Here is a 21,907-nt window from a genome sequence, read left to right on the forward strand (position 1 = left end):
AAAGCCGCGAGACGGCTCCAGGACAGCCGTACGGCCCGCGTCTCCGGAAAGACGCGAGCCGTACGAGGAGAGACCCGTGACTACTCGGCGGCGACGCCGAGGCCCTGGGCGACGCCCTGGCCGAGGTCCTTGTGGACGTTCGTCCAGTATTCGACGACGCGCTTCTTCATCTCGGGGGTGACCTCCGGGGCGGAGGCGTGGCCGACGACGTTGCTCACCAGGTGGGAGCGGTCGGTGTCGGACAGCACGTTCTCCCACAGGGCGCGGGGCTGGACGAAGTCGTCGTCCTCGCGGTGCAGGGTGTAGGCGGAGCGAATGATCTCACCGGTCACCTGGTAGTGCTCGCCCTCGTACCGCGCGGGGTCGGCCGCGGGGCCGCCGACGCTGTTGGGGGCGTAGACCGGGTCGCCCGTGTTGCCGAAGCGCATCTGGCCGTCCTTGTTGTAGCTGTGGACGGGAGCCTTCGGCGCGTTGATCGGCAACTGCTGGTAGTTGACGCCGATGCGGTAGCGGTGGGCGTCCGGGTAGGAGAACAGGCGGCCCTGGAGCATCTTGTCCGGGGACGGGCCGATGCCCGGCACCAGGTTGGACGGCTCGAAGCTCGACTGCTCGACCTCGGCGAAGTAGTTCGCCGGGTTGCGGTTCAGCACGAACCTGCCGATCGTGATCTCGGGGTAGTCGGAGTGCGGCCACACCTTGGTCAGGTCGAACGGGTTGAACCGGTAGTCGGCGGCGGCCTCGAACGGCATGATCTGGACGTTCACCGTCCAGGACGGGTGGTCGCCGTTCGCGATCGCGGTGTGCAGGTCGCGGATGTGGAAGTCGGCGTCCTGCGCGATGACCGCTCCGGCCTCGGCGTCGGTGAAGTTCTTGACGCCCTGGTCGGTCTTGAAGTGGTACTTGACCCAGAACTTCTCGCCGGCGGCGTTGTACCACAGGAAGGTGTGCGAGCCGAAGCCGTGCATGTGGCGCCAGGACGCGGGCGTGCCGCGGTCGGTCATCAGGAACGTCACCTGGTGGGCGCTCTCCGGCGAGAGCGTCCAGAAGTCCCACTGCATGTTGTGGTCGCGCAGGTTGGTGTCGGCGCGGCGCTTCTGGCTGTGGATGAAGTCGGAGAACTTCTGCGGGTCGCGGATGAAGAAGATCGGCGTGTTGTTGCCGACGAGGTCGTAGTTGCCCTCCTCGGTGTAGAACTTCAGCGCGAAACCGCGCGGGTCGCGCTGGGTGTCGGGGCTGCCGAGCTCACCGGCGACCGAGGAGAAGCGGATGAAGAGCGGGGTCTCCTTGCCCTTGGCGAACAGGCCCGCCTTGGTGAACTGGCTGATGTCCTCGGTGATCTGGAGGACGCCGTGCGCGCCGCCGCCCTTGGCGTGGACCACCCGCTCCGGGACGCGCTCCCGGTTGAAGTGGGCCATCTTCTGGATCAGGTAGTGGTCCTGCAGCAGCAGGGGCCCGTTCGGGCCCACCGACTGGGAGTGCTCGTCGCTCGGCGCGGGGATTCCCGCGTCGGTGGTGGTGATGGGCCTGGTGCTCATAGAGAGGGTCCTCCGGGGGTTCTCTTCATCGAGTGTCTTCGGAACGCCGGCCGGGCCGCGGTCACCCGCGGGCCCGCCTGCCGGAGCCGGTCCTCGTCCTCCGTGCCCACACCGTATGGCCTAAACCAGAATCACTCAAGTTTACGACTTTCTCCAGTTTCGGGGAAGCGAATCTCGTAGGGCGAGTTGTGACACAGGCGGTGGATGAGATGGCATCCTCGGATACCGATGGACACGTACACAGCTCGACGCCTCGCCCTGGCCGCCGCGATCACCGCCTCGGCCGTGCTCCTCGCGGCCTGCTCCGCGGCCGAGTCGGCCGCCCCCGAACCGTCCCCCGACGTCGTGGAGAAGCCCACCGAACCGGCCGAGGCCCCCACGCCCGAGCGCAGGCCGTACACCATCTCCTTCGGCGGGGACGTGCACTTCGAGGGCGTGTTGCGGACCAGGCTGAACGCCGATCCGAAGACCGCGCTCGGCCCGATCGCCAAGGTGCTCAAGCGCTCCGACCTGGCGATGGTGAACCTCGAGACCGCGATCACCACCGGCGGCACCCCCGCCCCCGGCAAGCAGTACACCTTCCGCGCCCCGGCGGCGGCGCTCACCGCGCTGAAGGCGTCCGGGGTGGACGTCGCCTCGCTGGCGAACAACCACGGCATGGACTACATGCAGAGCGGGCTGAAGGACTCCCTCGCCGCCATCAAACGGTCCAGGTTCCCCGTCGTGGGCGTGGGCAGGAACGAGGCCGAGGCGTACAAGCCGTGGCGGACGACCGTGAACGGCAACCGCGTCGCCATCATCGGCGCGACCCAGGTGCTGGACGCGGAGTTCATCCAGGCGTGGACGGCCTCCGGCGACCAGGGCGGTCTCGCCTCGGCCAAGGACGAGGCGCGGCTGATCCAGGAGGTGCGCAGGGCGCGCAAGAACTCCGACACCGTGATCGTCCACCTGCACTGGGGCACCGAGCTGCAGAAGTGCCCCAACGAGGCGCAGCGCGGCCTGGCGCCCAAGCTGGTCGCGGCCGGGGCGGACGTCGTCGTCGGCGGTCACGCGCACATCCTGCTCGGCGCCGGATACCTGAAGAACAGTTACGTCAGCTACGGCCTGGGCAACTTCGTCTTCTACAACTGGGGGCCGGACACCGGCAGGACCGGCGTGCTCACCCTGACGATCAACGGCCGCAAGGTGCTCAAGGACCAGTGGACCCCGGCCACCATCCAGGGCGGGGTGCCGGTCCCGCTCACCGGGACCGGGCGGCAGCAGGCCGTCGCGGGCTGGAAGGCGCTGCGCGGCTGCACCGGTCTGGCCGCCAGGCCCGGCCAGTCCGGCTAACCCGGACAACCCCGGCGGGGTCACGAGAGACGTTCCGGACACCTCGTGCGACAGGAGGCCGCGATGCGGTGGGTGGAGTCCGGCGACGTCCGGCTGGCATTGTTCGAACAGGGGGACCCCGCGGCCCCGACCATCCTGCTCGTGCACGGCTACCCCGACACCCACCGGGTCTGGGACGAGGTGGCCACGCTGCTGGAGGACCGCTTCCACGTGGTCCGCTACGACGTCCGCGGCGCCGGGCTCTCAGGCGCCCCGCGCACCACCGAGGGCTACGGCTACGACCACCTGGCCGCCGACCTGACCGCGGTCCTCGACGCGGTGGGCAAGCCGGGGGTGCACCTCGTGGGGCACGACTGGGGGTCGATCCAGGGCTGGCAGCTGATCGGCAGGCCGGACATCGAGCGGCGGATCCTCTCCTTCACCTCCGTCGGCGGCCCGCACCTGGACCAGGCCGCGCGCTTCGTACGGCACGGCAGGCCGCGCGAGGTCGCCGGGCAACTCCTGCGGTCCTGGTACATCGGCGCCTTCCAGGTCCCGGTCGTCCCCGAGCTCGTGCTGCGCGCCGTGCTGCCGCGTGTGGTGAGCCGGTCGGTGCGGGCGCCGGGACGCCCGGGGCACCCGGCGGAGACGCTCGTCAGGGACGGCCTGAACGGTCTCGGCCTCTACCGGGCCAACATGCTGACCGGCCGCGGCGCGTCACCCGCCGCGCCCGCGCCGCGGATGCCCGTCCAGCTCGTCGAGGCCACGCGGGATCCGTTCGTCTCCTCCGCGCTGCTCGCCTCGGCGCACCGCTGGACGCCCAGGCTGTGGCACCGCCGCGTCCCCGCCGGCCACTGGGTGCAGCGCAGCCGTCCCGAGGTGCTCGCCCGCATGATCGCCGAGTTCGCCGAGCACGTCGAGGGGGCGCCGCCCTCCAGGGAACTGCGCAGGGACCGGCCCGGCGAGCGCGGGCCCTACGACGGCCGGCTGGTGGTGGTCACCGGCGCGGGCGGCGGGATCGGGCGGGCCACCGCCCGCGCCTTCGCCGCGCACGGCGCCGAGGTGATCTGCGCGGACATCGACCTCGCCGCCGCGCGCAGCACCGCCGAGGGCATCGACCTCGCCGCCGCGCGCCGCGCCGCGGAGGGCACCGCCGGGAGCGGAGGCGCGGCGCACGCCCACCGGGTGGACGTCGCGGACGCCGCGGGGATGGAGGAGTTCGCCCGCCTGGTCAGGGACCGGTACGGCGTGCCCGACATCGTGGTCAACAACGCGGGGATCGCGGTGGCGGGCCCGTTCCTTGACCACTCGGTCGACGACTGGCGGCGGACCCTGGACGTGAACCTGTGGGGTGTCATCCACGGCTGCCGCCTGTTCGCCGCCCAGATGGCCGAACGCGGCCAGGGCGGTCACATCGTGAACGTGGCCTCGCTCGCCGCCTTCCTCCCCAGCAGGCTGCTGCCCGCGTACTCGACGTCGAAGGCGGCCGTGAAGATGCTCGGCGACTGCCTGCGCGCCGAGCTCGCCGGGCAGGGGATCGGGGTCTCCACGATCTGCCCCGGGTTCGTCTCCACCGCGATCGCGCGGAACGCCACCTACGTCGGCGAGCTCGCCGAGGTCGCCGGCGAACCGGCGGGGCGGGCGCTGGCCGCGCGCGGGTACCCACCCGAGCGGGTGGCCGCGCACATCCTGCGCGCCGTCCACCGGGATCTGCCCGTCGTCGCGGTGAACGCGGAGGGCAGGATCGGCTACGCGCTTTCGCGGATCTCCCCGGCGCTCACCCGCCGCCTGGCCGGGCTCGCCCGGCTCACCGCGGGCGGAGAAATCTCGCGATTGACGAATAAGCACTGACCCCGGTCTGTCAGAGGGGCAAGATGGGGTGGTGTCCACCATCTCCTGCGAGGAGCCGGGTGAGGCTCCACTACGGCGTCAACCCACTCAACGACGAAGCGCGCGACGTGTCGAGCGGATGCTCGACGCGTGTGCCGACCTGCTGGACGAGATCGGCTACGACGCGCTCTCCACCACGAGGATCGCCGAGCGCGCGGGGGTCGCGATCGGTTCGGTCTACCAGTTCTTCCCCGACAAACGGGCCCTCACCCAGGCGGTGACCCGGCGCCACGTGGAGGGGTTCGTCTCCCGGATCGGCAGGCGCTTCCTGTCCGAGGACTACGAGGGCTGGTGGGACGCGGTCGACGCGATCATCGACGAGTACGTGGACATGCACAGGACCGTGCCGGGTTTCCGGTCCCTGCACTTCGGCGACGTCGTCGACCTCAACCTGCTCGACTCCGGGTCCGAGAACAACACGGTGATCGCCGGGCGGTTGCGCGGCCTTCTCCTGCAGGAGTACGGGCTGGCCGACAGCGAGGAGTTCGACCTGGCCGTCCTCGTCGCGGTGGAGGCGGGGGACGCCGTGCTCAAGCTGGCCTTCCGGCGAGATCCGAACGGCGCCCCGGAGATCGTGGCCGAGGCCAAGCGCCTGATCCGCGGCTATCTGAACCGTCAGTTCGCCCGCGTCTCGGCCTGAGAGTCGCCGGCGCACCCGGGCGGGGGTCCGGGCCGTCGGTTCGCCCGCGTCTCGGTCTGAGGGTCGCCGGCGCACCCGGGCGGAGCGGGCTCGCGGGGGTCTGAGCCGCCGGTTCGCCCGCGTCTCGGTCTGAGAGTCGCCGGCGCACCCGGGCGGGGGTCCGGGCCGTCAGTTCGCCCGCGTCCCGGTCAGAGAAGGTCCGGGCGGGAGGTCCTCGCCGGGGGACGCACCGGTGCCCTCCGGGGCGCTCTCGGCGCCGATCGCGTCCGGCGCGGTGAACACGTGCTCCTCCCGCGCCTCCCCTTCCCGATGCGGCCTGCCCCTGCGTTCGAGCTGGGACCACCGCTCCACGGGGGCGGCCTCACCGGTCGTCCCCGCCCCGGGGCGCCCCTGCGCCGTCAGCCTCTGCGCCCGGGGCTCCCGCACGTCCTGCCACCACGCTCCCGGCCCACCCGTGTCCGGCCGCCGCGTGTCCGGTCCTCGGGCGCGCGGTCCCCGCGCGTCCCGTTCCCGGGCGTCCTGTCCCTGGACTCCCTGGACGAGGTGTCTCTCGACGTGTCTCCGCGCGCGCGGTCGCCCCTCGTGTGACCGTTCCGTGCCCGCCACCGGCACGGGCACGACCGCCGTGGGTCCGGACGACCGCGTTCCCGGCTCGTCGCGGGACCTCGCGGAGGGGTCACAGGGCTCGCGGCCGGACGAGATGATCGGCTGGAGACGCCGGTCCCGGGGGGTTCGTTCCATCTTCCTGATCCGGGCGGCGAGCCTCTCGGCACGGATCCGGCTCTCCAGGGTGAGCAACTCCCGGTGGGCCTGCCCGATCGCCTCCATCTTGACCGACAGGTATCCGGCGGACCCGGGAACGACCACCGAGAAGGCCAGGAGGAGCATCAACGTGAACGATGTCTGCTTGGACATGCCCATCGCGGCTCCTCCCCGTGACACGCTCCTCTGGCAGGACTCGTCGCTCATATGCCCGTTTTGCTGGGGAAAAACGCGTAGCGTAGCCGTACGTTTGCCCAAGGTAAGGTGGCCAATACCTGCCGTTGGCCGTACGCGGTCGAGCGTCGCTCGGTACTCTCGCGATGTGGCGCATGTGACACGTGAGCAACTTGATCGATTGCTTGAGCAGGCACTTCTGGCCGACGATCACGAAGACCTGGCCCGGCGACTCGAAGCCCTGGTCGAGGCGTACGCGTCCGGCGACATATCACGGGCGGCGATCCTCGTGCTCGCCGCCGAGGAGTGGCGGCAGGCCGGGCAGCCCGCCCGGGCCTTCGACTGCTTCCAGCGGGCGGTGGACGACGGCGGTGAGGTGAGCGTCGACCCCCGGGCCGGGATCGCCGACACCCTCTTCGAGCTCGAACGGCCGGACGAGGCGAGGGAGGTGATCGCGGCGATCCGCGCCGCGGGTGACGTCACCGCGGCCACCGCCCTCACGGTCGCCGAGACCCTCGTCGCCTACGGCGACCTGGGGGAGGCCCATGAGTGGGCCACCGAGGGGGCGCACCGGGCGGTGGAGGGCAGCGGCGAGCACATCGCCCTGCTCAGGACCCGCTACCGGATCCGCGTCGACCTCGGGCTTCCCGAGGACGAGCTCGACGCCCTCCTGGACGCCTCGCACTGACGGCGCCCTCGCCGGCCCGCACACGCGGAAGGGGAGGGCCGTGCCCGTGAGGCACGGCCCTCCCCTGCGATGGTTCCACGGCGGATCTGTTCCGGTCCGCGGACCGGTGGCCGATCCGCCGCTTCCTGCGCGTCCCGCTCCACTTACCCCACGTCGAGGTTCACTCCGTACGGAGGTTCACTCCACGTCGAGGTCGGGGAGCGTCCCCTCCAGCGAGGGAAGGACGGGAACCGCCGCGGCGGCGCTCGGGGTGCCTTCCGTCGTGGTAGCGCCCGTGGTGCTTTCCGTCGTGGTGCCGCCGACGGCGGGGGCATCCGGCAGTGCGGGGGTCTCCGGGCGTGTGGCGGCCGGCGACTCCTGCGTGGGCAGGTTCGCGGTGGGCATGTCCGCGGCAGGCATCTCAGCCGCGGGCATCTCCGCCGCGGGCAGGTCGACGTTGGGCAGGTCGGCCGGCGGCAGGTTCTCGGTGGCGGCGTCCGCCGGGGCGGGAACGGGCAGCGGGGGCGCGGGCTCCTCGGCCGGCGCGGCCGGCTCGACCGCCGCCTCGGCGAGCTCACCCGGTGCCGGAGGCGCCGGGGCCCGCAGCCAGCTGATGCCGTCGCTGGGAGCGCTCGGCGCGCTCGACAGGCCGGGCAGGTCCGGTGCCTCGGCCATGACGCTCACCGACGAGGTCGTCCACTCGTGGCCGGGAAGGCTCGACTGCCCGAAGGGCAGCGCGTGGGAGCCGGTGGCCGCGGCGACGCCCCCGGCGTCGGCGAAGCTGAGCACGGCGGAGGGCTGGGAGAGCTGGGGCAGGCCGGTGACGCGGGCGAGCCGGTCCGCGGTCACGGACGTCTCACCGATGTTCGCGGCCACCGGTGCCCCGGCACCGTCGACGGCCACCGGCGCCTGAGCGTCGGTCACCGTTGCCGGCGTCTCCGTCATCGGCGTCTCCGCGCCGCCGGCCGTGGCCGGTGCCTGCGCGCCGCTCGCCGCGGTCGGCGTCTCCGCGCCGCTCGCCGCGGTCGGCGTCTCCGCGCCGCTCGCCGCGGTCGGCGCCTGCGCGTCGCCCGCCGTCTCGGTGGTGCCCGCGGTCATCGGCATCTCGCCGGTGTTCGCGGCCGGCGGTGCCACGGTGTCGGTCGTGGCCGGCGGTGCCACGGTGCCGGTCTCGGCCGGCGGTGCCACGGTGCCGGTCGCGGTCTGTGCCCCCTCGGGCGTCGTGGCGGTACCGGCGGCGCCGGTTTCCTCGCACGCGGGCTCCACCGGTCCGGGAGCCCCCTGCACGGTCGCCGTGCCCTGCTCCGGGCAGGGCGCGACCTCCGCCGACGCCGGAGAGACCATCGTCAGGCCGGCGCCGACCGTGAGCACCGCCATCGCGAGGATCCCTCGGATGTTCCGTGATGAGTTCGACATGCGCATCCCCCTGTTGCGTTCGGTAATCCGACGAAAACCGAACGTAACAGGGGGGTCTCGCCCCGGGGCGGGCTTAGCTCAATGGTGGTCAAGCCATTACCGGGCCTTACCGGGCTCCGTCCGCCCGCCGTCAGGCCGTTACCGGGCCTTACCGGGACCCGCCCGCCCGCTGCCGGGCCGTTACCGGGCCCGGCCCGGTCGCCGTCAGGTCCTTACCGGGCCGATGGCCAGGGAGTCGCTCGCCTCGTCGAGGTCGACCAGCACCTCGTCGCCGTCCTGGACCTCGCCGGAGAGCACCTCCTTGGCCAGCTTGTCGCCGATCGCGGACTGGACGAGGCGGCGGAGCGGGCGCGCGCCGTACAGCGGGTCGTAGCCCGTCAACGCCAGCCAGTCGCGCGCCGCCGGGGTCACGGTCAGCGTGAGCCGCCGGTCCGCCAGACGCCTGGCCAGGTGGACCACCTGCAGGTCCACGATCCTGGACAGCTCCTCTGTGCCGAGCGCGTCGAACTGGATGACGTCGTCGAGCCGGTTCAGGAACTCGGGCTTGAACGCGTTCCTGACCGCGGCCATCACGGCGGTCCGCTGGGCCTCCTTCGCCATGCCCGGGTCCACCAGGAACTGCGAGCCGATGTTGGAGGTGAGGATCAGGATCACGTTGCGGAAGTCGACCGTCCGGCCCTGCCCGTCAGTGAGCCGCCCGTCGTCGAGCACCTGGAGCAGGATGTCGAAGACCTCCGGGTGGGCCTTCTCGACCTCGTCCAGCAGCACCACGCCGTAGGGCCTGCGCCGCACGGCCTCGGTGAGCTGGCCGCCCTCCTCGTAGCCGATGTAGCCGGGAGGGGCGCCCACCAGGCGCGCGACGCTGTGCTTCTCGCCGTACTCGCTCATGTCGATGCGGACCATCGCCCGCTCGTCGTCGAACAGGAAGTCCGCCAGCGCCTTGGCCAGCTCCGTCTTGCCGACGCCCGTCGGGCCGAGGAAGAGGAAGCTGCCGGTCGGCCGGTCCGGGTCGGAGATGCCCGCCCGGGCCCGCCGTACGGCGTCGGAGACCGCCTCGACCGCCTGCCGCTGGCCGATCAGCCGCCTGCCGAGTTCCTCCTCCATGCGGAGCAGCTTGCTGGTCTCGCCCTCGAGCAGCCGGCCCGCTGGGATGCCGGTCCACGAGGAGATCACCTGGGCGATGTCGTCGGAGCCGACCTCCTCCTTGACCATGGGGTCCTCGGGCTGGGCGGCCTTGCTGGCCTCGGCGAGCTCGGCCTCCAGCTTGGGCACCTCGGCGTACATCAGCCGCGAGGCGGCCTCGAAGTCGCCGTCGCGCTGCGCGCGCTCGGCGGCGCCGCGCATCTCGTCGATCTGCTTCTTCAGGTCGCCGACCCGGTTGAGTCCCGCCTTCTCCCGCTCCCAGCGGCCGACCAGGGCGTTGAGGTCCTCCTGGCGGTCGGCGAGCTCCTTGCGGAGCCGCTCCAGCCGCTGCAGGCTGCCCTCGTCGGTCTCCTTGGCGAGCGCCAGCTCCTCCATCTTCATCCGGTCGACGTTCCGCTGGAGCTGGTCGATCTCCACCGGGCGGGAGTCGATCTCCATGCGGAGCCGGGAGGCCGCCTCGTCGACGAGGTCGATCGCCTTGTCGGGCAGGAAGCGGGAGGTGATGTAGCGGTCGGAGAGCGCGGCGGCGGCCACGAGCGCGCCGTCGGAGATCTGGACCTGGTGGTGCGCCTCGTAGCGGCCCTTGAGGCCGCGCAGGATGGCGATGGTGTCCTCGACGGTGGGCTCGCCCACGTAGACCTGCTGGAACCGCCGCTCCAGCGCGGGGTCCTTCTCGATGCGCTCGCGGTACTCGTCCAGCGTGGTCGCGCCGATCATCCGCAGCTCGCCGCGGGCCAGCATGGGCTTGAGCATGTTGCCCGCGTCCATCGCGCCCTCGGCGGCACCCGCGCCGACCATGGTGTGCAGCTCGTCGATGAAGGTGACGACCTGGCCGTCACTCTCCTTGATCTCCCCGAGCACCGCCTTGAGGCGCTCCTCGAACTCGCCGCGGTACTTGGCGCCGGCGACCATCGCGCTGAGGTCGAGCGCGATCAGGCGCTTGTCGCGCAGGCTGGAGGGGACGTCGCCCGCGACGATCCGCTGGGCCAGCCCCTCCACCACCGCGGTCTTGCCGACGCCGGGCTCGCCGATGAGCACCGGGTTGTTCTTGGTACGGCGGCTGAGCACCTGGATGACGCGCCGGATCTCCGAGTCGCGGCCGATCACCGGGTCGAGCTTGCCCGCCCTGGCCCGCTCGGTCAGGTCGATCCCGTACTTCTCCAGCGCCTGGTAGGTGTCCTCCGGCGTCTCGCTGGTCACCCTGGCGTGGCCGCGCACCTTCTCGAAGGCGTCGAGCAGCGCGTTCGGGCTCGCGCCGTTCGCCCTGAGCAGCTCGGCGACGGGACCGCCGTCGGTGGCGAGACCGACCAGCAGGTGCTCGGTCGAGACGTAGTCGTCCTCGAGCCCGCGGGCCCGCTGGGCCGCGGTGTTCATCACGGTGAGGAGCTGCCGGGAGCTCGACGGGGCGCTGACCGTGGAGCCCTGCGCCTTCGGCAGGGCCGCGAGCTGCTTCTCCGCCTCGACGCGCAACTGCTTCCAGTCGGCGCCCACCGCTTCGAGCAGGGGCACGGCGGTGCCGCCGGTCTGGCTGAGCAGCGCGGTGAACAGATGGGCCGGGGCGACCTCGGGATTACCCTCGGCGGCCGCCCGCCTGATGGCGGAGGAGACCGCCGCCTGGCTCTTCTGGGTGAGCTTGTAGTCCATGCTTGTCAGGCCTCACTCGAAAGTGCTGTGTTCGATGGCGACGCCGGCCCGGCGGGTCCTCACGGGGCGACCGTGACGCGGCGCGTTCTCACGGGCCCGGTCACGGACGCGTCCTTGAAGGCGTGGGACGGAGTCTCAGGCGGGGGGCAGCTGGTACTGGATGAGCGCGCGGATCATGTTCATCTCCGCGCGCAGGCGGTGGTTCTCGTCGCGCAGGCGCAGGGCCTCCGTCTCGAGGGTCAGGATTCGCTTGATGCCCGCGAGGTTGATGCCCTCCTCCTGGGAGAGCCGCTGCACCTCGCGGAGCATCACGATGTCACGGGTGGAGTACAGGCGTCCGCGTCCCGCCGTACGGCCCGGACTGACCAGGCCGAGACGGTCGTACTGGCGCAGGGTCTGCGGGTGCAGACCTGACAGCTGGGCGGCCACCGAGATCACATAGACGGGTGTGTCGTCCGACAGATCGAAGTAGTTGGCTTCCATGGCTACTCGCTTCTGGCCTGTTCGATCAGGTCCGCCCGCGGGTCACCACCCGAGGTGGCGTCGCGGAACTCCTCGAGGGCGCCCCTTGCCTTGTCCTCCAGTTGCTGTGGCACCAGGACCTCGATCGTGGCGAGCAGGTCGCCCTTGGTGCCGTCCTTGCGGGCCACGCCCCTGCCGCGCACCCGGAAGGTGCGGCCGTTCGGGGTGCCCTCGGGGATGCGCAGCGTGACCGGCAGCCCCTTCAGGATCGGCACCTTGATCTCGGCGCCCAGCGCGGCCTCGGTGAAGGTCACCGGGACGGTGACCGTCAGGTTCTCGCCCGTCCTGCCGAACACGGGGTGCGGCTTGACGTGGATCTGGACGTAGAGGTCACCGGCGGGACCGCCGTTCTCGCCTGGCGCGCCCTTGGCCTTGAGCTTGATGCGCTGGTTGTCGCCGACCCCCGCGGGGATGCGGGCCTGGATCGTACGGGTGCTCTTGCCCCGCCCGCTCCCGTCGCACACCGGGCACGGGTCGTCGACCAGCAGGCCGCGGCCCTTGCAGTCGCGGCACGGCTCGGAGAAGGCGAAGTTACCGAGGTTGCGGCTGGCCGCCCCGGTGCCCTCGCAGGTCGGGCAGACCCGCGGGGTGGTCCCGGCCTTGGCGCCGGTGCCTCCGCATCCGGTGCACGCGGAGGAACTGGTCAGGCGGAGTGACACCGTGGTGCCCTCCACCGCCTCGGAGAAGGAGAGCGTGACCTCGGACTCGATGTCCTGGCCGCGCCGCGCCCTGCTCGCCGTCCCCCCGGGGCGGCTCGCGCCGCCCCGGTTGAAGAGCCCGCCGAAGATGTCGCCGATGCGCTCTCCGGCGCCGCCCTGCTGCTGTTGCTGGCCGGTCCCCCCGAACAGGTCTCCCAGGTCGAACGGGAAACCACCCCCGCGCGGAGCGCCCCCCGCCCCCGGGAAGCCGCCGACACCCGATCCGAACAGCGTCCGCGCCTCGTCGTACTCCTTGCGGCGCTTGGTGTCGGAAAGGATGTCGTACGCCTCCGAGACCTCCTTGAACTTGGCGGTGCTCTCGGAGGCCGTCGAGCTTCCGGGGTTGGCGTCCGGGTGATACTGCCTGGCCAGCTTCCGGTACGCCTTCTTGATCTCATCGGCCGTAGCGGTCTTGGGCACACCAAGGACGGCGTAGTAGTCCTTCTCCAGGTAGTCCTTGGTGCTCATCTACGTTCCTTCTCAGAGATCAGATGTGGGGGTGTCAGTTGTCGTCCGCGGCGGGATCTTCCGGCTCCGCGACCGCGACGCGCGCGGGGCGGAGCACCCGCTCGCCGATCCGGTAACCGGGCTGCAGGATCTCCACGCAGGTCGGCTCGGTGACGTCGGGGGAGTAGCTGTGCATCAGAGCCTCGTGCACCGTCGGGTCGAACGGCTCGCCCTTGGTGCCGAAGGTGCTCAGCCCCAGCTTCCCGGTGGCCGCCTCCAGTGATTCGCTCACCTTGGCGAAGCCGCCGGTCAGCTCCCCGTGGTCACGGGCCCGGCCGATGTCGTCGAGGACCGGCAGCAGCTCGGCCAGCACGCCGGCCACCGCCTGCTCCTTGACCGCCACGCGGTCCCGCTCGACCCGCTTGCGATAGTTGGAATACTCGGCCTGAAGGCGCTGCAGGTCCGCGGTGCGCTCGGCGAGCTGGGTGGCCAGCTCGATCGAGGCCAGGTCGGACGCCAGGGAGGACGGCTGGTCGGCCGCCTGCTCCCTGTCGTCATGGCCCGTGGTCTCGGCCGGGCTCGCCTCGCGTACCTGCCCCGTCTCCGGGTCTATCTTCCGGTTGTCGCGGATCACCGGCTCCTCCTCGGAACCGTTCTCGCGCGTGCTCACGCTGGTGCTCCCCTCGGCTTTCCGACCGTCACTTGGCGCCGTTGTCGCGCTTCGGCTCGTCGTCCACGATCTCGGCCTCGACCACGTCGTCGTCGGCCTTCTGCCCGCCGTCGCCGGCGTCCGCGCCGGGAGCGCCGGCCGGGGTCTCCGACCCCTGCGCCTGGGCGTAGATGGCGGAACCCATCTTCTGGCTGACCGTGGCGAGCTTCTCCGCGGAGGCGCGGATCACGGACGAGTCGGTGCCCTCCAGAGCCTTCTTGAGCTCGGAGACGGCCTCGTTGACCTCGTTCTTGATGTCGTCCGGGACCTTCTCGGCGTTCTCGCCGAGGAACTTCTCGGTCTGGTAGACGAGCGAGTCGGCGTTGTTGCGCGTCTCGGCCTCTTCGCGGCGCTTCTTGTCCTCCTCGGCGTAGGACTCGGCCTCGCGCATCATGCGCTCGATGTCGTCCTTCGGCAGCGCGGAGCCGCCGGTGATCGTCATCGTCTGCTCCTTGCCGGTGCCGAGGTCCTTGGCGGAGACGTTGACGATGCCGTTGGCGTCGATGTCGAAGGTGACCTCGATCTGCGGGATGCCGCGCGGCGCCGGGGCGATGCCGGTCAGCTCGAAGGTGGCCAGCTTCTTGTTGTACGCGGCGATCTCGCGCTCGCCCTGGTAGACCTGAATCTGCACCGACGGCTGGTTGTCCTCGGCCGTGGTGAAGACCTCGGAGCGCTTGGTCGGGATCGTGGTGTTGCGCTCGATGATCTTGGTGAAGATCCCGCCCTTGGTCTCGATGCCCAGGCTCAGCGGGGTCACGTCGAGCAGCAGGACGTCCTTGACCTCGCCCTTGAGCACGCCGGCCTGCAGGGCGGCGCCGATGGCCACGACCTCGTCCGGGTTGACGCCCTTGTTGGGCTCCTGGCCGCCGGTCAGCTCCTTGACGAGCTCGGCCACGGCGGGCATGCGGGTCGAGCCGCCGACGAGCACCACGTGGGCGATGTCGGAGACCTTGATCCCGGCGTCCTTGACGACCTGGTTGAACGGGCCCTTGCACCGCTCGAGGAGGTCGGCGGTGATCCGCTGGAACTCGGCGCGGGTGAGCTTCTCCTCCAGGTGGAGGGGACCCTCGGCCGAGGCGGTGATGTAGGGGAGGTTGATGGAGGTCTCCGACTGGCTGGAGAGCTCGATCTTGGCCTTCTCCGCGGCCTCGCGCAGGCGCTGCAGCGCCATCTTGTCCTTGGTCAGGTCGACGCCGTGCGCGTTCTTGAACCGGTTGGCCAGCTCGTCCACGACGCGCTGGTCCCAGTCGTCGCCACCGAGGTGGTTGTCGCCGCTGGTGGCCTTGACCTCGACGAAGCCGTGGCCGTCCTCCTGGCCGACGTCGAGCAGGGACACGTCGAAGGTGCCGCCGCCGAGGTCGAAGACGAGGATGGTCTCGTCCTTCTCCTTGTCGAGGCCGTACGCCAGCGCGGCGGCGGTGGGCTCGTTGATGATGCGCAGCACGTTCAGGCCGGCGATGGTGCCGGCTTCCTGGGTGGCCTGGCGCTGGGCGTCGTTGAAGTAGGCGGGAACGGTGATCACAGCGTCGGTGATCTTCTCGCCCAGGTAGGCTTCGGCGTCCTGCTTCAGCTTCTGCAGCACGAAGGCGCTGATCTGCTGCGGGTTGGACTTCTTGCCGTCGATCTCGACGGACCAGTTGGTGCCCATCTCGCGCTTGACCGAGCGAATCGTCCGGTCGACGTTGGTGACGGCCTGCCGCTTGGCGACCTCTCCGACGAGGACCTCGCCGTTCTTCGCGAACGCGACCACGGACGGCGTGGTCCGCGAGCCCTGAGCGTTGGCGATGACGGTGGGCTCACCGCCCTCAAGAATCGAGACGACGGAGTTGGTCGTCCCCAGGTCGATACCTACCGCACGTGCCATGAGTACGTCCTTGTAGTCAAAGTTGAGTCGATGAGACTCATAGTGGAACCTCGTGTGACGTTTGTCAAACGACTTGAGTCTATTGGGCTCAACCTTCGGCCGCGCGGAGGCATTCCCCGGTTTTCCGGGGGAACAGGGTGGTGTCCGTCACCCCCTCTGACGAGGGAACACGCGGGATCGTTCCCGGGCGGTGACCGGGGCCGCCCGGTCACCGTCCACGAGGTCGTACGCCGCCCAGCCCCTCGGCACGAGCCCGCGGAGCGGGTCCTCGGAAAGGACCTCCGGAGCGGGGGTTCGGAGCGGGTCGTCGGAACCGATCTCCGGGGCGGGGCTTCTGAGCGGGTCCTGCGGACGGCCCGGTCGCCGCTCGCGAGGGGCGTGCTCCGGCGCGGTCCCTCCCGCGCCGGGTCGCCGCGTCAGCGGGCGCCGTCGACCACCTTGCGGGCGCCGAGGGGCTTCTTGAGCTTGACGGTCGTCACCTTCTGGATGGCGATCTCGATGCAGGCGACGTTCTGGACCTTGCTGCTCGGGCCCTCCCAGAGGGTGACGGTCACCCGCTTGGAGGTCTCGCGCACGGTGACCCGGTCGAGCACGTTGCACGGCTCCACCCCGGACCACCAGGTGATCCGCAGGCTCCGGCCGTCCTTCGACGGCTTGGCCTTCAGCCATCTGACCTTGCGGGGATTGTCGGTGTGGCCCTCGGGTTTCGTCGGTTTGGGGGTACCGCTCGTGGGCTCCTCCCGGGGGGCCACGCCGTGGCTCGCCGGCGCGGAGGGGCCGCCGGGGATGGAGGTGGCCTGACTCACCGGGCGCGTGGGGGAGACGGCGGTGACCGTGGCGCTGGGGTCGGTGCCGCAGCCCAGCGCCAGCAGGAGGCTTCCGGCCAGGATAGGGGTCGCGATCATACGCATACCCCTAAGACGGATCGGGGTCCGGAGAGGTTCAGAGGACTCTGACATCGCGCTGCCGGACCTCCCTTCCCTTCTCGGCGGTGGACGTCCACGGTCGTGCGTCGCCGGCGACCGTCACAAGGGATGATTCCCCCCGATGGCAGGGCCGATAGGCTGCGGGAAGGTCCGATCCACGATTTCGAGGTGCTCACATGATCGCGATTCTTGGCACCGGCAAGATGGGCGAGGCACTGCTGTCCGGGCTGCTCAGGGCCGGATTCAAGCCGGGCGACGTGATCGCGACGGCACGGCGCGCCGAGCGGCGCCAGGCCCTCGCGGAGCGGTACGGCGTGCGGGTGGCCTCCAACACCGAGGCGGCCAAGGACGCCGACACGATCATCCTCGCGGTCAAGCCGCAGGACATGGGGTCCCTGCTCGCCGAGATCGCGGGGCACATCCCGGCCGACCGCCTGGTCGTCTCGGCGGCGGCGGGCATCACGACCTCGTTCGTCGAGTCGCGGCTCGGCGCCGACATCCCCGTGGTCCGGGTCATGTCCAACACGCCGGTGCTGGTCGACGAGGCGATGAGCGTGATCTCCGCGGGCGCGCACGCCTCCGAGGAGCACCTCAGGCGGGCCGAGGACCTGTTCAGCCCGGTCGGCAAGGTGCTGCGCATCCCCGAGTCGCAGCAGGACGCGGCCACGGCCCTGTCGGGCAGCGGTCCCGCCTACTTCTTCTACCTGGTGGAGGCGATGGTCGACGCCGGCATCCTGCTCGGCATGCCCCGCGCCGCCGCCCTCGACATGGTCACCCAGTCGATCGTCGGGGCGGCGATCATGCTCCGTGACTCGGGCGAGCACCCGGTGATCCTCCGCGAGGCGGTCACCTCGCCGGGCGGCACCACCATCGCGGCCATCGCCGAGTTGGAGCGGCACAGCGTCCGCGCCGCCTTCCTGGCCGCCATCGAGGCCGCCAGGGACCGGGGCCGCCAGCTCGCCGAGGGCTGAGCGAGGAACTGAGCCGAGGGCTGAGCGAGGGCCGAATCGGAGGCCGGGCCAGGAAGTGAGCCTGAGGCTGAGCTACCCCCTCTATTAGGAAACTTTCTTACATACGGCATCATTTTCCCGGAACTTCGGGGAATGAGGCGATCGTGAAGCAGGCGGTATCGACCGGCGGGCGGGGGCGGGAACAGGACGGACCCGCTGTCTGGACGCGGAGCTTCCTGCTCTTCTTCACCGCCAGGTCCGTCTCCATGCTCGGGGCCGCGATGGTCCCGTTCGCGACGGCGGTGGGCGTGGGCGGGCTCGGTTACGGCTCCACCGGGGTGGGGCTGGCGCTGGCCGCGTGGATGGCGCCCTTCGCGGTGCTCATCCTGTTCGGCGGGGTCTTCGCCGACAGGTTCACGCCGCGCCGCATGATGATCGGCGCCGACACGGTCAGGGTGGTGAGCCAGGGGACCGCCGCGGCGCTGTTCGTTCTCGGCAGGCCGGATCTCTGGCAGATCCTCGTCATCTCCGCGATCAACGGCGTCGCCGCCGCGATGTACCAGCCCGGTGTCTCCAGCACGGTCCCGCGCGTGGCGCGGGACGTGCAGAAGGCCAACGCCACCCTGCGCGTCTCCGAGTCGATCATGTTGCTGGCCGGTCCCGGCGTCGCCGGCGCCATCGTCGGCTTCTCCGGGGTCGGCGTCGTCTTCGCGATCGACGCCGCGGGGTTCACCGTCAGCGCGGTGTGCCTGCTCCTCCTGCGCCTGCCGGTGGTCGCGGGGCCGGTCGCCGAGCGCTCGATGTGGCGCAACCTGCGCGAGGGGTGGCAGGAGTTCCGGTCCAGGACCTGGATGTGGTCGGTGATCCTGGTCTGGGCGGTCTTCGGGGTCACCCTGTTCGGCCCGATGATCCCGCTGGGCTCGGTGCTGATCAGCGAAAGGCTCGGCGAGACCGCCTACGGCCTGGTCATGTCCGCCTCCGGCGCGGGCACCATCGTCGGCGGCCTGGTCGCCATGCGGGTCCGTCCCGGACGGCCGCTGATGGCCGGCGCGATCGGCCTGTTCGGCTTCGCGCTGGAGCCGCTCTCCATCGCCGTGGCGTCGCCGGCCGCGGTTCTCATGGCCGCGCACGTGATCGGCGGCGCGGGGTGGGCGTTCTGGTCGGTCATGTGGGCCACGAGCATCCAGACCCAGGTCCCGGCGGAGGCGCTCAACCGGGTCACCGCGTACGAGGTCGCCGGCTCGACCCTGTTCGTCCCGGTCGGCCAGGTGCTCGCCGGCCCGGTGGCCGGGGTGGTGGGCGCGTCGCAGTTGCTGGCCGGGTCCTCGGTCGTGGCGGTCGCCGGGTGCGCCGCCCTCCTGCTGGTCCCCGCGGTAAGGGGACTGCGCCGGGTCTCCTCCGTCTGAATCGTCTGATCCGTCTGGTCTCCCTGCCGGGAGGTAAGACCGGCGCGAGAATGTCCGGCCTCCAGCGGGTGTCCGGATCTCCTATGCAGCCCGTCAAACGTGCTCGTTAATATCAATAAATCGGGATATTTCGCTCAGATGAAAACGGGTGCGTTCTCCGAGACGGCCGCGTAAACGCCATTCCGTACACGTGCGGTAACGTCGAGCCGGGAGCAGGAAGATCGGCCGTGACGCGCGGCGTCGCGACCAGACAGGGAGTGCGCATGAGCCGGTCCGTGCGGGTTGTCTGGGACGATGCGCTCACCTCGTACGACTTCGGCCCCGGGCACCCGCTCGCGCCCGTGCGGGTCGAGCTGACCATGGCGCTGGCCAGGGAGCTCGGCGTGCTGGACCAGGTGGAGATGAGCGGCTGCGCGCCCGCCACCGACGACGAGCTGGCGCTCGTCCACGAGCGCGACTACATCGAGGCCGTCAAACGGGTCTCCGCCACCGGGCGGCCCGACCTCGCCCACGGGCTCGGCACCACGGACAACCCCGCCTTCCCCGGGGTGCACGAGGCGTCCGCGCTGATCACCGGCGCCAGTCTGGCCGCCGCCCGCGCGGTGTGGAGCGGTGAGGCCGAGCACGCGGTCAACGTCGCCGGAGGTCTGCACCACGCGATGGCCGCCGGGGCGAGCGGGTTCTGCGTCTACAACGATCCGGGCGCGGCGATCGCGTGGCTGCTGGCCCAGGGGGCGTCCAGGATCGCCTACGTGGACGTGGACGTGCACCACGGCGACGGCGTGCAGGCGCTCTTCTACGACGACCCCAGGGTTCTCACCATCAGCCTGCACGAGAGCCCTCGCACCCTCTTCCCCGGCACGGGGTTCCCCGAGGAGCGCGGAACGGAGGGCACCGCGGTCAATGTGGCCCTGCCCGCCGGATGTGGCGACAGCGGCTGGCTCAGGGCCTTCCACGCGGTGGTCCCGCCGCTGCTGCGGGAGTTCGCCCCCGACGTCCTGGTCACCCAGCACGGCTGCGACAGCCACGCCCTCGATCCGCTGGCCAACCTCATGCTCAGCCTGGACGGCCAGCGGGCCGCGTACGCGGCGCTGCACGAGCTGGCCCACGAGACCGCGGGCGGGCGGTGGGTCGTGACCGGCGGCGGAGGGTACGAGCTGGTGCAGGTGGTGCCCCGGGCGTGGACCCACCTGATCGCGGAGGTGGCGGGCCACCCCCTCGATCCCGCGACCGCCACTCCGGAGGCATGGCGTACGTTCGTCAAGGAACGGACCAACCAGACGGCGCCGCTCACGCTGACCGATGGCCGAGATCCGGAATTTCGCGATTTCTCCGCTGGTTATGACCCAGCAGACCCGATCGACCGGGCCATCATGGCGACGAGGAATGCCGTCTTCCCCTTCCACGGGCTCGATCCCCTCCCGTGACACACGGTCCGCACCCATGGTCGGTCGGCAAACTGGACTGAGGAACCGATGACGCGCGCTGAGCTTCGTGAGCACCTGGTCCGTACCCGGATCGCCGGTGACGTGGCGACCAGCCGGGAGAACAACCTGGACCACTACCGGTCGCTGTCCAACCGCGACCCGCACTACATGTTCGGGTTGACGATGGAGGGCGCCTGGTCCTACCGGGACGTGCTGGAGCTGATGGCCAAGTCCGCCGGGGTCGTGGCCGATCCCCGTCATCGGGAGGGGCAGGACACCATCGACCCCGACCGCACGATCGAGGCGGTCGAGAAGATGGGCGACACGATCGCCGGGGTGCTCCGGGGGGAGAACCCCAAGATCCTGATCGCCACCGGGCACCCCACCGGCCTGCTCACCATCCACATGGCCCTGGGCCGGATGCTCAGGGCGCGCGGCGTGACCCTGATGGCCCCGGCCGAGGGCTGGTCGTACTGGGGCAGCGGGTTCGGCCGCAGGCGCAAGATCCGCTATCTGGACGACGTCGCGATGCTCGACGACAAGGGCGCCTTCGTGCACACCCACGACCCCGCCCCGATGCGCGCCATGATCGCCGAACTGGGCGCGGACCGTCCCGATCTGGTGATCGCCGACCACGGCTGGGCCGGGGCGGCGGGCGAGGCGGGCATCCTCACGGTCGGATTCGCCGACAGCAACGACCCCGCCCTCTTCGTCGGAGAGGCCGAAGGCAAGATCGCGGTCACCGTTCCGCTCGATGACAACGTGCTACCGAGGTATTACGAACCGCTGACGAACCACCTGGTCGAGAGGGTCGTACGGGCCCTCTGAGACGGGGGATGCGCAAATTAGGTCATCCCTATACAGGCATTTCGCGCCTGCATTCCACGCACCTCGCCGACCGTTTGCCAACTTTTTGGTGATTGTGGGCGACTCTAATGGGAGACAGTTGGTCCGTTCCAAGATCAATGCGAGGGGCACGGTCCGGCTGCTGGCCAGCGATTTCAGCTGTTTCGCTGACGCGAGACTCCAAGGGCTGAGAAAATAGGGGGTTTGCGTGACAGGGGTCCCGACTTACGCTGACAGCAGTACACGTGCGTGAGCAATGGCACCAGTGGGGATAACCCGGATACACGTGCGGAAGAGGCGTCCGATGGGTGCAGGCGAAAGACCTCTCAGCGAGGTGAAGTTCCTGACGGTGGCAGAAGTGGCCACTGTCATGAGGGTGTCCAAGATGACTGTGTACCGACTCGTGCATTCGGGCGAGCTGCCGGCCATCCGGGTCGGTCGATCCTTCCGGGTGCCGGAGCAGGCGGTTCACGATTATCTGAGGGATGCCTACATCGAGGCAGGTTGAGGCAGGGGGGCTCGACGCGTCGAGCCGAGCGGCCGGGGGGAACGATCCGGTCGTGAGGTGAGCCAGGCGCGCTGGGCGCTCATGGTCCTGCTCCTTCCGGTCTGACCGGGGCGTGATTTCCGGTATGACCGTTGGAGAGCCGGTCCCTGTCTCGTCGGGGTAGCGACGTGGTCGCCACGTCGTGAGTTCATGCGCCCGGGGTCCCCCTAGGGGCGATCTACCGTGGATCGCCGGTAGTCTGTTGTGCCGGTGTGCTCTCGCGCACCGGTTCGACAATCTCGGCTACCAGCTACCTGGGGGTCCCGTGGGCTCTGTGATCAAGAAGCGCCGTAAGCGCATGGCGAAGAAGAAGCACCGCAAGCTTCTCAAGAAGACCCGCATCCAGCGGCGTAACAAGAAGTAGCGCGGATCTGCGAGGCGCC

At 70.5% G+C, this 21,907-nt stretch carries 18 protein-coding genes and 1 pseudogene; 10 read left to right on the forward strand and 9 right to left on the reverse strand.

Annotation, left to right across the window (positions count from 1 at the left end; all coding sequences use genetic code 11):
* Positions 1-80 precede the first annotated feature (80 nt).
* Positions 81-1,535 (reverse strand): catalase, encoded by a 1,455-nt coding sequence (locus ACTOQ1_RS16080; protein ID WP_440067895.1) that lies wholly within the window; start codon positions 1,533-1,535, stop codon positions 81-83.
* A gap of 228 nt (positions 1,536-1,763) precedes the next feature.
* Here ACTOQ1_RS16080 and ACTOQ1_RS16085 point away from each other — a divergent pair, with 228 nt between their 5' ends.
* The 3 genes from ACTOQ1_RS16085 to ACTOQ1_RS16095 all read left to right on the forward strand — a co-directional run bounded on the left by ACTOQ1_RS16085 (position 1,764) and on the right by ACTOQ1_RS16095 (position 5,376).
* Entirely contained in the window at positions 1,764-2,867 is a 1,104-nt protein-coding gene (locus ACTOQ1_RS16085) for a CapA family protein (RefSeq protein WP_440067897.1), read from the forward strand.
* A 63-nt stretch (positions 2,868-2,930) separates the two neighbouring features.
* Complete coding sequence (locus tag ACTOQ1_RS16090; protein ID WP_440067898.1) at positions 2,931-4,697, forward strand: SDR family oxidoreductase; 1,767 nt, start codon at positions 2,931-2,933, stop codon at positions 4,695-4,697.
* 118 nt (positions 4,698-4,815) lie between these two features.
* Complete coding sequence (locus tag ACTOQ1_RS16095; RefSeq protein ID WP_440067900.1) at positions 4,816-5,376, forward strand: TetR/AcrR family transcriptional regulator; 561 nt, start codon at positions 4,816-4,818, stop codon at positions 5,374-5,376.
* 168 nt (positions 5,377-5,544) lie between these two features.
* Here the strand turns inward: ACTOQ1_RS16095 and ACTOQ1_RS16100 are convergent, their stop codons facing one another.
* Positions 5,545-6,291: a hypothetical protein gene (locus ACTOQ1_RS16100; RefSeq protein ID WP_440067901.1), complete on the reverse strand. Its 747-nt coding sequence runs from the start codon at positions 6,289-6,291 to the stop codon at positions 5,545-5,547.
* 202 nt (positions 6,292-6,493) lie between these two features.
* Between ACTOQ1_RS16100 and ACTOQ1_RS16105 the strand changes: the two genes are divergently transcribed.
* Positions 6,494-7,000 (forward strand): tetratricopeptide repeat protein, encoded by a 507-nt coding sequence (locus ACTOQ1_RS16105; protein WP_362690071.1) that lies wholly within the window; start codon positions 6,494-6,496, stop codon positions 6,998-7,000.
* Between the two features lie 177 nt (positions 7,001-7,177).
* On the opposite strand, the gene ACTOQ1_RS16110 is transcribed toward ACTOQ1_RS16105, so the two are convergent.
* From ACTOQ1_RS16110 to ACTOQ1_RS16140, 7 genes and pseudogenes are all read right to left on the reverse strand, one after another.
* The gene (locus tag ACTOQ1_RS16110; RefSeq protein ID WP_440067903.1) at positions 7,178-8,356 is read right to left on the reverse strand and encodes a hypothetical protein; all 1,179 of its coding nucleotides are present in this window, start codon (positions 8,354-8,356) and stop codon (positions 7,178-7,180) included.
* Between the two features lie 243 nt (positions 8,357-8,599).
* A complete protein-coding gene (gene clpB / locus ACTOQ1_RS16115; RefSeq protein WP_440067905.1) occupies positions 8,600-11,182 on the reverse strand; it encodes an ATP-dependent chaperone ClpB in 2,583 nt (860 codons plus the stop codon).
* Between the two features lie 230 nt (positions 11,183-11,412).
* A pseudogene (locus ACTOQ1_RS16120) lies at positions 11,413-11,665 on the reverse strand (heat shock protein transcriptional repressor HspR); the annotation flags it as partial.
* A gap of 2 nt (positions 11,666-11,667) precedes the next feature.
* Positions 11,668-12,870, reverse strand: a complete 1,203-nt coding sequence (gene dnaJ, locus ACTOQ1_RS16125) for a molecular chaperone DnaJ (protein WP_440067907.1) — start codon at positions 12,868-12,870, stop codon at positions 11,668-11,670.
* Between the two features lie 34 nt (positions 12,871-12,904).
* Positions 12,905-13,519 (reverse strand): nucleotide exchange factor GrpE, encoded by a 615-nt coding sequence (gene grpE / locus ACTOQ1_RS16130; protein WP_440067909.1) that lies wholly within the window; start codon positions 13,517-13,519, stop codon positions 12,905-12,907.
* A 28-nt stretch (positions 13,520-13,547) separates the two neighbouring features.
* Positions 13,548-15,422, reverse strand: a complete 1,875-nt coding sequence (gene dnaK, locus ACTOQ1_RS16135; protein WP_440067911.1) for a molecular chaperone DnaK — start codon at positions 15,420-15,422, stop codon at positions 13,548-13,550.
* A gap of 416 nt (positions 15,423-15,838) precedes the next feature.
* Positions 15,839-16,327, reverse strand: coding sequence for a hypothetical protein (locus tag ACTOQ1_RS16140; RefSeq protein ID WP_440067913.1), 489 nt, complete (start codon positions 16,325-16,327; stop codon positions 15,839-15,841).
* Positions 16,328-16,524: 197 nt separating this feature from the next.
* Between ACTOQ1_RS16140 and proC the strand changes: the two genes are divergently transcribed.
* The 6 genes from proC (at position 16,525) to ACTOQ1_RS16170 (ending at position 21,888) form a co-directional block, all read left to right on the forward strand.
* On the forward strand, positions 16,525-17,319 hold the full coding sequence (gene proC, locus ACTOQ1_RS16145; protein WP_440067915.1) for a pyrroline-5-carboxylate reductase: 795 nt from the start codon (positions 16,525-16,527) through the stop codon (positions 17,317-17,319).
* Positions 17,320-17,462: 143 nt separating this feature from the next.
* Positions 17,463-18,704: an MFS transporter gene (locus tag ACTOQ1_RS16150; protein ID WP_440067917.1), complete on the forward strand. Its 1,242-nt coding sequence runs from the start codon at positions 17,463-17,465 to the stop codon at positions 18,702-18,704.
* A 263-nt stretch (positions 18,705-18,967) separates the two neighbouring features.
* Positions 18,968-20,131: an acetoin utilization protein AcuC gene (locus tag ACTOQ1_RS16155; protein ID WP_440067919.1), complete on the forward strand. Its 1,164-nt coding sequence runs from the start codon at positions 18,968-18,970 to the stop codon at positions 20,129-20,131.
* 48 nt (positions 20,132-20,179) lie between these two features.
* Complete coding sequence (locus ACTOQ1_RS16160; RefSeq protein WP_440067921.1) at positions 20,180-20,959, forward strand: phosphatase; 780 nt, start codon at positions 20,180-20,182, stop codon at positions 20,957-20,959.
* Positions 20,960-21,281: 322 nt separating this feature from the next.
* Positions 21,282-21,485, forward strand: a complete 204-nt coding sequence (locus tag ACTOQ1_RS16165) for a helix-turn-helix domain-containing protein (protein ID WP_012887307.1) — start codon at positions 21,282-21,284, stop codon at positions 21,483-21,485.
* 304 nt (positions 21,486-21,789) lie between these two features.
* Complete coding sequence (locus tag ACTOQ1_RS16170) at positions 21,790-21,888, forward strand: 30S ribosomal protein bS22 (protein WP_018654693.1); 99 nt, start codon at positions 21,790-21,792, stop codon at positions 21,886-21,888.
* Positions 21,889-21,907: the final 19 nt, after the last annotated feature.

The sequence above is a fragment of the Streptosporangium sp. OZ121 genome, assembly GCF_051918885.1.
Classification (GTDB): Bacteria; Actinomycetota; Actinomycetes; order Streptosporangiales; family Streptosporangiaceae; genus Streptosporangium.

Coding starts and splice junctions, on each gene's coding strand:
- ACTOQ1_RS16080 (WP_440067895.1), bottom strand. CDS start 1,535: ATGAGCACCAGGCCCATCACCACCACCGACGCGGGAATCCCCGCGCCG.
- ACTOQ1_RS16085 (WP_440067897.1), top strand. CDS start 1,764: ATGGACACGTACACAGCTCGACGCCTCGCCCTGGCCGCCGCGATCACC.
- ACTOQ1_RS16090 (WP_440067898.1), top strand. CDS start 2,931: ATGCGGTGGGTGGAGTCCGGCGACGTCCGGCTGGCATTGTTCGAACAG.
- ACTOQ1_RS16095 (WP_440067900.1), top strand. CDS start 4,816: ATGCTCGACGCGTGTGCCGACCTGCTGGACGAGATCGGCTACGACGCG.
- ACTOQ1_RS16100 (WP_440067901.1), bottom strand. CDS start 6,291: ATGTCCAAGCAGACATCGTTCACGTTGATGCTCCTCCTGGCCTTCTCG.
- ACTOQ1_RS16110 (WP_440067903.1), bottom strand. CDS start 8,356: ATGGCGGTGCTCACGGTCGGCGCCGGCCTGACGATGGTCTCTCCGGCG.
- clpB (WP_440067905.1), bottom strand. CDS start 11,182: ATGGACTACAAGCTCACCCAGAAGAGCCAGGCGGCGGTCTCCTCCGCC.
- dnaJ (WP_440067907.1), bottom strand. CDS start 12,870: ATGAGCACCAAGGACTACCTGGAGAAGGACTACTACGCCGTCCTTGGT.
- dnaK (WP_440067911.1), bottom strand. CDS start 15,422: ATGGCACGTGCGGTAGGTATCGACCTGGGGACGACCAACTCCGTCGTC.
- ACTOQ1_RS16140 (WP_440067913.1), bottom strand. CDS start 16,327: ATGATCGCGACCCCTATCCTGGCCGGAAGCCTCCTGCTGGCGCTGGGC.
- proC (WP_440067915.1), top strand. CDS start 16,525: ATGATCGCGATTCTTGGCACCGGCAAGATGGGCGAGGCACTGCTGTCC.
- ACTOQ1_RS16155 (WP_440067919.1), top strand. CDS start 18,968: ATGAGCCGGTCCGTGCGGGTTGTCTGGGACGATGCGCTCACCTCGTAC.
- ACTOQ1_RS16160 (WP_440067921.1), top strand. CDS start 20,180: ATGACGCGCGCTGAGCTTCGTGAGCACCTGGTCCGTACCCGGATCGCC.
- ACTOQ1_RS16165 (WP_012887307.1), top strand. CDS start 21,282: ATGGGTGCAGGCGAAAGACCTCTCAGCGAGGTGAAGTTCCTGACGGTG.